The organism is Rhodoblastus sp. (assembly GCF_041915505.1).
GTDB lineage: Bacteria > Pseudomonadota > Alphaproteobacteria > Rhizobiales > Beijerinckiaceae > Rhodoblastus.
Genome location: NZ_JAYSBG010000155.1, coordinates 1 through 7,989 on the forward strand (window position 1 = coordinate 1; position 7,989 = coordinate 7,989).

4 protein-coding genes are annotated in these 7,989 nt (G+C 64.7%); all 4 read right to left on the reverse strand.

Annotated elements, in window-relative coordinates:
• Positions 1-7 precede the first annotated feature (7 nt).
• The 4 genes from ACE3S9_RS11035 to gltB all read right to left on the reverse strand — a co-directional run bounded on the left by ACE3S9_RS11035 (position 8) and on the right by gltB (position 7,557).
• On the reverse strand, positions 8-328 hold the full coding sequence (locus ACE3S9_RS11035; protein WP_374546510.1) for a HesB/IscA family protein: 321 nt from the start codon (positions 326-328) through the stop codon (positions 8-10).
• 117 nt (positions 329-445) lie between these two features.
• Positions 446-1,339, reverse strand: coding sequence for a substrate-binding domain-containing protein (locus tag ACE3S9_RS11040; protein ID WP_374546511.1), 894 nt, complete (start codon positions 1,337-1,339; stop codon positions 446-448).
• A 127-nt stretch (positions 1,340-1,466) separates the two neighbouring features.
• Positions 1,467-2,885: a glutamate synthase subunit beta gene (locus tag ACE3S9_RS11045; RefSeq protein ID WP_374546513.1), complete on the reverse strand. Its 1,419-nt coding sequence runs from the start codon at positions 2,883-2,885 to the stop codon at positions 1,467-1,469.
• 1 nt (position 2,886) lies between these two features.
• Positions 2,887-7,557: a glutamate synthase large subunit gene (gene gltB / locus ACE3S9_RS11050; protein ID WP_374546514.1), complete on the reverse strand. Its 4,671-nt coding sequence runs from the start codon at positions 7,555-7,557 to the stop codon at positions 2,887-2,889.
• Between the last annotated feature and the right edge of the window lie 432 nt (positions 7,558-7,989).

Genomic DNA, 7,989 nt, shown 5'->3' on the forward strand with positions numbered 1-7,989 from the left:
CGGGAAATCAGGCGAAGGATTTGCCGCAGCCGCATTGCGTCGTGGCGTTCGGATTTTCGAACACGAAGCCGGATTTTTCCAGCGAGCTGACGAAATCGACCGTCATGCCCTTCACGAAGCCGAGCGAGAGATCGTCGATGAAGAATTTCACGCCATCGGCCTCGACGACATTGTCGCCTTCGCGCGTCTCGTTTTCGAGGTCCATCTTATAGGTGAAGCCCGAGCAGCCACCGGCCTCGACCAGGATGCGCAGGCCGTCGGCGGGCGTCTTGGCGGTTTCGAGAATGGTGCGGGCCGCTGAAACGGCGTCGGGAGTCAGAGTGATCATGGCAGGCTCCGGATCCTTTTGGCAGGATGGGAGCAACGAATGTGCCAGCGCGCAAAGGCCCGGAATTCCTGGGGTTCAAGCTGTGTCGTGTCGGTTTCGCGACACGTCGCGGCGGCTTTATCCCGCCCCGTTGAAATGCACCGCGCCCCGGCCCGAAAGATCATAGCCGCCGAGCGCTCGGGCTTTTTCCGCGAAACGTTCAGTCGCGCCGAGCGCCAGCAGCTTTTGGAAGGGCGGGTCGAAAAACGCCTTGCGCCAGACCAGCAGGTCGAAGCGCTCGTCGATCAGCGGTACGAAATCCAGCCGGTAATGGCGCGCCGCCGCTTCGAGACCGAGGCCGATATCGGCGCGGCCCTCGGCGAGCGCGGCGGCGAGATCGAATTCGGAGCGCTCGACATTTTCCAGCAGGTGCAGATCGGCGCGCGTCATCTTCTCGGCCGACAGCAATTGGTCGAGCACCTTTTCGCTGCCGGAACGGTTTTGGCGCGCCTGGAAGCGCAGCCCGCGCGCGGCGCGCAAGGTCTCGGGCTTTTTGGTCAGGCCGGGACGCAGAATCAGGCCGCGCCGCCTCTTGGCCCATTCGATCAGCACCCAGGGCTTGTCGGCGAATTTTTCGCGCGTCGCGTCGACGTTCCAGCCGTCGGGCTCGGGAATATGCAGGCCGGCGAAGGCGCAGCCGCCGCTTTCGGCGCGGCTCAGGCCGTCGAGCGCGCCGTCGAGAAAGCTGGCTATGCCCGATTGCGATTCGCGCAGCGCCCATTCGAGCAGCGGATCATGCCCTCCCGCCATGATCGGCGGCGGTTCGGCGGCGTCTTCCGCTTGGCTGATGGGCGCCGGCGGGGCCGCCTCATGGCGTGTCCCAAGCCAGTCTTCGATCTCGATGCGTGGAAACAGCAGCTTGCCGGTGATCTTGCGCACGGGCAGGGCGCCCTCGGCGACCATGTCATAGATCTTGCGCGGCTTGACCCGCAACAGGGCCGCGACTTCGCTGGTGGTGTAGAAATCCGTCATGATTCCGGAAGGGCTCCGCGTCCGGAAAAAATGACACAAAAAGCAGAAAAAGACACAAAAAAGCACGGCGCAAAAAGAAAGGCCGGCGCCTTGCGGAGCCGGCCTCGTCAGAAGGATACAGGCGCGTTCAGCGCGGCAGATTGGTCGAGCCCATCAGGAAATGATCGACCGAACGCGCGGCCTGGCGGCCCTCGCGGATCGCCCAGACCACCAGCGACTGGCCGCGGCGCATGTCGCCGGCGACGAAGATCTTGTCGAGGCTGGTCTTGTAGGCAAGCGTGTCGGCGCTCACATTGCCGCGATTGTCGAGCGCGACGCCGAGCTCCTTGATCATGCCCTCATGCACGGGCGAGACGAAGCCCATGGCGAGCAGGACGAGATCGGCGCGCAGGTCGAATTCCGAACCGGGAATTTCCTGCATCTTGCCGTCGACGCGCGCGCATCTCAGCGCCTTGACCGCGCCGTTCTCGCCGACCACGGACTTAGTGGTCACGGCGAAATCGCGCTCCGCGCCTTCCTGATGCGAGGAGGACGTGCGCAGCTTCAGCGGCCAATAGGGCCAGCTTGTCAGCTTGTCTTCCTGCTCCGGCGGCTTCGGCATGATTTCAAGCTGCGTCACCGACAAGGCGCCCTGGCGCACCGAGGTCCCGATGCAGTCGGAGCCGGTGTCGCCGCCGCCGATGACGACGACATGCTTGCCCGAGGCGAGGATCGGCTCTTCCGGGCCCGCATTTTCGCGGCCGACGCGGCGGTTCTGCTGCGGCAGGAAATCCATCGCGAAATGCACGCCGGCGAGGTCGCGGCCCGGAACCGGGAGGTCGCGCGGCTTTTCGGCGCCGCCGGCGAGGATCACCGCGTCATAGCCGGCGACAAGATCCTTGGCCGGCAGGTCGACGCCGATATTCGCGCCATAATGGAAGGTGACGCCTTCGGCCTCCATCTGCGCGACGCGGCGGTCGATCAGATGTTTCTCCATCTTGAAGTCGGGAATGCCATAGCGCAGCAGGCCGCCGGCCTTGGCGTTCTTTTCGTAGAGATGGACGTCATGGCCGGCGCGGGCGAGTTGCTGCGCGGCGGCGAGGCCGGCCGGGCCGGAGCCGATGATGGCGACGCTCTTGCCGGTCTTGGTCGTCGGTGGCTCGGGGCGCAGCCAGCCGTTCTCCCAGGCGCGGTCGACAATGGCGCATTCGATCGTCTTGATCGTGACCGGCGTGTTTTCCAGATTCAGTGTGCACGCCGCCTCGCAGGGCGCGGGACAGACGCGGCCGGTGAATTCCGGGAAATTATTGGTCGAGTGCAGGTTGCGCGCCGCCTCTTCCCAATCGCTGTTATAGACCAGATCGTTCCAGTCGGGGATCTGGTTATTCACCGGGCAGCCGTTATGGCAGAACGGAATGCCGCAATTCATGCAGCGCGCCGCCTGATCGCGCGTGGCTTCCTCCGAGAGAGGAATCACGAACTCATGGTAGTGGCGGATGCGGTCGGCGGCCGGCTTGTACTTGCGGTCCTGCCGATCGATTTCAAGGAACCCCGTCACCTTGCCCATATCATTCCCCCGCGGCGGCGGTCTGCCGCTGTTCGGTTTGCGTCATCAGCTCCGCCAAAGCGCGGCGATATTCGACCGGCATGACCTTGCGGAATTTCGGCAGGTAGACGTCCCATTTGTCGAGAATCTCGCGGGCGCGCGTCGAGCCGGTAAATTGCAGATGGTTGGCGATCAGCTGGCGCAGGCGCTCGGCGTCGAAGCGCGACATGTCGCTCATGATGTCGACGCGCCCATGGCTCTCGAGGTCGCCGCCCTGGTTGTTGAGCCGCCAGTTCAGGTCCTCTTCCTCCACCACGGGCTCCAGATCGACCATCGCCATATTGCAGCGGGACGGGAAATCGCCCGCCTCGTCGAGCACATAGGCGATGCCGCCCGACATGCCGGCCGCGAAATTGCGCCCGGTGGGGCCGAGCACGACGACCACGCCGCCGGTCATATATTCGCAGCCATGGTCGCCCGCGCCTTCCACCACCGCGATCGCGCCGGAATTGCGCACCGCGAAGCGCTCGCCGGCCACGCCGCGGAAATAGACCTCGCCGGAAATCGCGCCGTAAAGCACGGTATTGCCGACGATGATCGAGTTCTCGGGCGTGATGTGCTTGGCCTCGCGCGGCGGATAGACCACGATGCGGCCGCCCGACAGGCCCTTGCCGACATAGTCGTTTGCCTCGCCCTCAAGCTCCAGCGTCACGCCATGAGCGAGCCAGGCGCCGAAGCTCTGGCCGGCGGTGCCCTTGGCCTTGATGTGGATGGTGTTGTCCGGCAGGCCGGCATAGCCGTAGATCCGCGCGACCTCGCCCGACAGCATGGCGCCGACCGAGCGGTTGACGTTGCAGATGTCGGTTTCGAGATGGATCGGCGCGCCGCGATCCAGCGCCACGCCCGAACGCGCGATCAATTGCTTGTCGAGCGCCTTGTCGAGATTGTGGTTCTGGAATTCCGACCGATAGATGGTCTGGCCGTCCAGCGGCTCCGGCTTGTGGAACAGCTTGGCGAAGTCGAGGCCGTTCGCTTTCCAGTGCTGGATCGCGCGCTCGCGGTCGAGCATCTGCATCTGGCCGACCATTTCATTGATCGTGCGATAGCCGAGCTTTGCCATATATTCGCGGACCTCTTCGGCCACGAAGAAGAAGAAGTTGATGACATGCTCGGGTTGGCCGACGAAGCGCTTGCGCAACACCGGATCCTGGGTGGCGACGCCGACCGGGCAGGTGTTGAGATGGCACTTGCGCATCATGATGCAGCCCGCCGCGATCAGCGGCGCGGTGGCGAAGCCGAATTCATCCGCGCCGAGCAGAGCGCCGATGATGACGTCGCGGCCGGTGCGCAGACCGCCGTCGACCTGGACCACGATGCGCGAGCGAAGGCGGTTCAGCACCAGGGTCTGATGGGTCTCGGCGAGGCCGATCTCCCACGGGCTGCCGGCGTGCTTGATCGAGGTCAGCGGCGAGGCGCCCGTGCCGCCCTCGTAACCGGAAATGGTCACGTGATCGGCGCGGCCCTTGGAGACGCCGGCGGCGACCGTGCCGACGCCGACTTCCGACACCAGCTTGACCGAAATATCGGCGCGCGGATTGACGTTCTTCAGATCGTAGATCAGCTGGGCCAGATCCTCGATCGAATAGATGTCGTGATGCGGGGGCGGGGAGATCAGGCCGACGCCCTGGGTCGAATGGCGCACCTTGGCGATGACCGCGTCGACCTTGTGGCCGGGCAACTGGCCGCCCTCGCCGGGCTTCGCGCCCTGCGCCATCTTGATCTGAATCATGTCGGAATTGACGAGATATTCCGCCGTCACGCCGAACCGGCCCGAAGCGACCTGCTTGATCGCCGAGCGCATCGAATCGCCATTGGGCAGCGGCTTGAAGCGATCCGGCTCCTCGCCGCCCTCGCCGGTGTTGGACTTGCCGCCGATGCGGTTCATCGCCACGGCCAGCGTGGTGTGCGCCTCGCGCGAAATCGAGCCGAACGACATCGCGCCGGTGGCGAAACGCTTGACGATTTCGCTCGCCGGCTCGACCTCGTCCAGCGGAACCGGCTTGCGGCCGTCTTCCTCGGCGTCCTTGATGCGGAACAGGCCGCGGATGGTCAGAAGCTGTTCGGACTGGTCGTTGAGCAGCTTGGCGAAGGCGCGGTATTTTTCCTGGCTGTTGCCGCGCACGGCGTGCTGCAGAAGCGCGACCGTGTCCGGCGACCAGTTATGCGCCTCGCCGCGGATGCGATAGGCATAGTCGCCGCCGACGTCGAGCGCGTTGCGATAGACCGGGGCGTCGCCGAAGGCGAGCTTGTGACGCTCGACCGTCTCGACCGCGATTTCGTCGAGGCCGACGCCCTCGATCGGCGTGGCGGTGCCGGTGAAATAGGCGTCCACCAGGGGCTTGGAGAGGCCGACCGCGTCGAAGATCTGCGCGCCGCAATAGGACTGATAGGTCGAAATGCCCATTTTGGACATGACCTTGAGCAGGCCCTTGTCGATCGACTTGATATAGCGCTTGACCGCCTCATAGCCGTCGACTTCCGCCGGGAATTCGTCGGCCATGTCGGCCAGCGTCTCGAAGGCGAGATAGGGATTGATCGCCTCGGCGCCATAGCCGGCGAGCAGCGCGAAATGATGCACTTCGCGCGCGTCGCCGGTCTCGACCACCAGGCCGACCGAGGTGCGCAGGCCTTTGCGGATCAAATGGTGGTGCACGGCGGCGGTGGCGAGCAGCGCCGGGATCGGAATGCGATCGGCGCCGACCATGCGGTCGGACAGAACGATGATGTTATAGCCGCCGGTGACGGCCTGTTCGGCGCGGTCGCACAGCCGGTCGAGCATGGACTTCATGCCCTCCGCGCCCAGCTCCACATCATAGGTGATGTCCAGCGTCTTGGTGTCGAAGCTGTCCTCGAAATGACCGATATTGCGGATCTTTTCGAGATCGCCATTGGTCAGGATCGGCTGGCGGACCTCAAGGCGCTTCTTCTTCGCCGTGCCCTCATGGTCAAGAATGTTCGGGCGCGGGCCGATGAACGACACCAGGCTCATGACCAGCTCCTCGCGGATCGGGTCGATCGGCGGGTTGGTGACCTGGGCGAAGTTCTGCTTGAAATAGGAATAGAGCAGCTTCGACCTGGACGACATGGCCGAGATCGGCGTGTCCGCGCCCATCGAGCCGACGGCTTCCTGGCCGGTCACGGCCATGGGCGCCATCAGGATGCTGGTGTCTTCCTGGGTGTAGCCGAAGGCCTGCTGACGGTCGAGCAGCGACACGTCGGCGCGCGAGGAGCGCGCTTCGACGGGCTTGAGGTCTTCGAGCTGGATCTGGGTGCGCTTCAGCCAGTCGCGATACGGATGCGAGGCGGCGAGGCTGGACTTCATCTCGTCGTCCGAGATGATGCGGCCCTGCTCCATGTCGACCATCAGCATGCGGCCGGGCTGGAGGCGCCATTTGGTGACGATCTTGTCTTCCGGAATCGGCAGCACGCCCATTTCGGAAGCCATCACCACAAGGCCGTCCTCGGTGACCAGATAGCGCGCCGGGCGCAGGCCGTTGCGGTCGAGGGTCGCGCCGATCTGGCGGCCGTCGGTGAAGGCGACGGCGGCCGGGCCGTCCCACGGCTCCATCAGCGCGGCGTGATATTCGTAGAAGCCGCGACGCTCCTCGTCCATCAGCGGATTGCCCGCCCACGCCTCCGGGATCAGCATCATCATGGCGTGGGCCATGGAATAGCCGCCCTGCACCAGGAATTCGAGCGCATTGTCGAAACAGGCGGTGTCCGACTGGCCTTCGTAGGAGATCGGCCACAGCTTGGAAATGTCGTCGCCGAACAGAGGCGAGGCGACCGAAGCCTGCCGCGCCGCCATCCAGTTGACGTTGCCGCGCAGGGTGTTGATCTCGCCGTTATGCGCGACCATGCGATAGGGATGGGCGAGCTGCCACGACGGGAAAGTGTTGGTCGAGAAGCGCTGGTGCACCAGAGCCACGGCGGTTTCGACGCGCTCGTCGCGCAGGTCGGCGAAATAATCGCCGAGCTGGGAAGCGAGCAGCAGGCCCTTGTAGACGATGGTGCGCGAGGACAGCGACACCGGATACCAGCCCTGCATCTTGGGGTCGTGCAGGCCGTAAACGGAGTTCGAAACGATCTTGCGGATCAGGAACAGCTTGCGCTCGAACACGGTCTGGTCCGGCGTGGAATCGCCGCGCCCGATGAAGATCTGGCGATGGGCGGGCTCGGTCGGCTTGACGGTCTCGCCGAGGCCGCTCGGGTCGACCGGCACGTCGCGCCAGCCCAGCACCTTCTGGCCGTTCTCGACCACGACGCGTTCGAAAATGTCCTCGATCTGCTTGCGGGCGGCCGGATCGCGCGGCATGAACAGCGCGCCCACGGCGTAAAGGCCGGGCTCCGGCAAAGCGAAGCCGAGCCGCGTCGCTTCCTCAGCGAAGAAGCGATGCGGGATCTGCATCAGCAGGCCGCAGCCGTCGCCGGCCTTCGGGTCGGCGCCGACGGCGCCGCGATGGTCGAGATTGAGCAGGATCTGCAGGCCCATCCGCACGAGATCGTGGGATTTCGCATTATGCATATTGGCGACGAAGCCGACGCCGCAGGCGTCATGCTCGTTGCGGGAATCGTACAGGCCTTGCGCCGGCGGCAAACCATTGGCGGTCGCGAAATGCATCCCTTGCTCCATCGAGGAAAAGCCGACAGCGGCGGACAGGCCGGTCGCGCCATGGTCCGGCGCGGTTTTGGAGTCTTGGGCGGAGACGGAGGGGAAATAGCTCGACCTGGTCAATTCATTCATGCCCGTCCATCCTACCCATTCAGGGGCGCGTCGCCCGCGACCCCTCGTCTTGCTTGCGCGCCCCGCATTTCGCGGCGCGTCCCGCCCTCTCGCGCCCTCCTGGCGCGCCCGCTTGGCCCGTCGCTCGCGCGCGCCCGTCGTCACGGGCAGACGGCGCGGTGGGCCGGCGTCAATGTGAAGGCAATAAATGGTCAGCAAAGCTGTCCTATTTATCAGCGCGGGACATTGCCAGAATAGCATCTGCCGCACAAGACGTCATGGCTTCGCAGGGGGCGTCGCAGGCAAAACTTTTTTCACTTTTTGAGAATCGGCGCCGTAATT